The organism is Rhodanobacter spathiphylli B39 (assembly GCF_000264295.1).
GTDB lineage: Bacteria > Pseudomonadota > Gammaproteobacteria > Xanthomonadales > Rhodanobacteraceae > Rhodanobacter > Rhodanobacter spathiphylli.
In genome coordinates this window covers 1-2,297 of the sequence record NZ_AJXT01000075.1, presented here as the reverse complement: position 1 = coordinate 2,297, position 2,297 = coordinate 1, and the positions used below count along the sequence as shown (strand labels likewise).

General features: G+C 57.2%; 4 protein-coding genes. All 4 read left to right on the top strand.

The genetic code is table 11. The features are described 5' to 3' along the window. Nucleotides 1–29 precede the first annotated feature (29 nt). The 4 genes from UU7_RS18510 to UU7_RS18500 all read left to right on the top strand — a co-directional run bounded on the left by UU7_RS18510 (nt 30) and on the right by UU7_RS18500 (nt 2,146). Entirely contained in the window at nt 30–365 is a 336-nt protein-coding gene (locus tag UU7_RS18510; protein ID WP_157582405.1) for a hypothetical protein, read from the top strand. Nucleotides 366–858: 493 nt separating this feature from the next. After that, nucleotides 859–1,200 carry a hypothetical protein gene (locus UU7_RS18505; protein WP_157582402.1) on the top strand — a complete coding sequence of 114 codons (342 nt, stop codon included), beginning with the start codon at nt 859–861 and terminating at the stop codon, nt 1,198–1,200. A 53-nt stretch (nt 1,201–1,253) separates the two neighbouring features. Then, the gene (locus UU7_RS17010) at nt 1,254–1,634 is read left to right on the top strand and encodes a hypothetical protein (protein ID WP_007810582.1); all 381 of its coding nucleotides are present in this window, start codon (nt 1,254–1,256) and stop codon (nt 1,632–1,634) included. 59 nt (nt 1,635–1,693) lie between these two features. Further along, the gene (locus UU7_RS18500) at nt 1,694–2,146 is read left to right on the top strand and encodes a hypothetical protein (RefSeq protein WP_157582399.1); all 453 of its coding nucleotides are present in this window, start codon (nt 1,694–1,696) and stop codon (nt 2,144–2,146) included. The last annotated feature ends 151 nt before the right edge of the window (nt 2,147–2,297 follow it).

The window sequence follows — 2,297 nt, the reverse complement described above, 5'->3', positions numbered from 1 at the left end:
CAAAATCAGAGTTTCCTTAGGTCGCAAACATGGATAGTCGCGAATCCGTTCTAAAAGCGCTTCTTTCGTACACGCGGCCAATTCCGGATATCGCTCGCGATCTCTCGGCTTATGGCTGGGACGCTCCCAACCCGCTCGTTGTGCTGGACGCTACCCATCTCTCTTCGGCGCTCAATCGGTTCATGGCTGGTGCGCTTTCCGCTGTGCAAGTCGAGGCGTGGGCCAACTGCATCGAGTGCCGCGACGACATTGAGTACAACCCTTCGTCCGCAATTGGTCTGGCGCTTCACGAGCTTGCCAACCCATTGCTCACTTGCCCTCTTACAAGGCAATCTGCAGCAACGCTGGTTGCGGCTCTTGCGTAGCTGCAACCTAACCACTCGTCCAAGCGGACGGCCAATACGGGCCGCCGCTTAACTCCAGCGTTAGGGCTCAGGGGGAGCACACCTCGAATGCGAGAGTTCTCAATAGTTGCGGTCTGCTTCACCCTCATATTCTGGTTCTCTCTTCATCCAGGCTCCCGTCTCGGGGTAGCCATCACGCTGGCCGATTTCGGAAGCATCTGGCGAGACCTTAGCCGCAAGGAACTGCAAACCCGCGACCGCCTTCGGTCAGCAGGCAAGAAGTCGCTGGCCTTTTACTCCCTGCTGCTTCTCATCGGTGGCTCAGCCGGCATCTCAAGTAGTAATTACACATTTGCTCAGGCGTTACCTGGGTTTGCCGGCGCATTCACAGGCTTGGCCATCGCTTATACTTTTCTTCACTGGTCAACTAGACCGCGGGGTTGGTATGGTCTGCCCTAACCAGTCGTTCAAGGCGGACGGCTACGCCGCCGCTTAACTCCAGCGTTAGGTTCATATGCAGTTTGTTCGCAAAGGTGATCTTCTCAGCGTTGCTCGCATCACAGGCTCGCACGACAATCTGCTGCAGCTGCGCCTCAGCACTAACGTCGTGGCATCTCCAGTCGTGGAGTGTTTGCCTGCGCGCCGCTCCCTCAATCGTGAGGCTCTCGATCTCAGCAAGGTTTTGGCAGCCGTTATAGAAGGCCTTGCAGCGGTCAACCAAGAGCTCGGTACTTCGTACTCAGCTACACATATTCGTTACGTGCCTAACGACTCACCACCCGAGACAGTTTATGGCTTTCTTGCAATGTCACTTGTTCGCCACCTCGCTTCGGGCGGCAAATTCGTCGAGGCCTAACAACTCGTCCGAGGCGGACGGCTACGCCGCCACTCAACTCCAGCGTTAGGCCGATGACGGCGTCCGACGAATACATTCCCGACGTTTCCGAGCTGCAAGCGCTTCTGGCAGTAGCCGCTGCTCCCGAGATTGTGCGCGCCTCGGAGGACCTGGGCGTCGCCAGCTCCTACTCTGCGCATGCCTTTGCTCACGGCAAAGAATCGCTTCTGTTTGGCATTTCCGCGGCTCCCTGGGCGGTCCGGGCCATCTTCAGGGCCGCGCACGATCCCAACCGGGTGCTTGTTCAAGTACAGGCAAGACTGAGAATCACCCATCCGTCTGGCTACAGCGGCTTCCTGCTCAAGGGCGGCTATGATCGCAGCAGCCCGAGCACGTTCTCGGTAAGGTCCAAGACCAATGAATACAACATCGTCGGCTTTCGGGCTTGGGCCTAACCACTCGTCCAAGCGGACGCGCGTACCACGCGCCGCTTAACTCCAGCGTTAACCGCAAAATGCAATCGTCCATTTCCTTCGACTCAAACGACGGCTCCATACGCATCGCCACAGTTGCGTGCCCCATCGCGCAAGGAATGCGGCAAGAGGTTGCTGCATCTGAGCTTGCGGCTTTTTTCCGCAACCAGACAGATCATGGCAATGGCTACGTGTGGCTGGCATTTCATCAGCTCACTTTCAACGGTCAACCTTGTGGTGTTTCGCTTTGCTTCCACCTCGGCAAGCTGGAGTCAGCGCACTTCGGTGTTGCTTTGCCAGACTCGCCTCGCGAGGGCGGCTGGCCAACTCGCCAAGCCATCGACGCCGAGATATCCTTCATGCGGCAAGCGCTATCTCACTCGTTCTCTCGTTCCTTTTCTACCGGCCAAGAGCAATTCACTTGGGGCGCCGTATGGTCGCTATTTGATGCCAAAGGGTTCCAGGCAAGTTCCGGCATCCGGTATGCGGTCTAACATCTCCTTAGGAGACTTCCGGTCAACCCCGGGTGCATGATGCTTTTGCCCTGAGCTTTCGGGCGACTGCTGGTGGTCGTTTTGTCCTTCGTGCTGCGTGCTGCTTCGTCAGTTTGATGCGGCGTCGAACGTTGCCAGACTGCATTTCCTT

Coding starts and splice junctions, on each gene's coding strand:
- UU7_RS18510 (WP_157582405.1), top strand. CDS start 30: ATGGATAGTCGCGAATCCGTTCTAAAAGCGCTTCTTTCGTACACGCGG.
- UU7_RS18505 (WP_157582402.1), top strand. CDS start 859: ATGCAGTTTGTTCGCAAAGGTGATCTTCTCAGCGTTGCTCGCATCACA.
- UU7_RS17010 (WP_007810582.1), top strand. CDS start 1,254: ATGACGGCGTCCGACGAATACATTCCCGACGTTTCCGAGCTGCAAGCG.
- UU7_RS18500 (WP_157582399.1), top strand. CDS start 1,694: ATGCAATCGTCCATTTCCTTCGACTCAAACGACGGCTCCATACGCATC.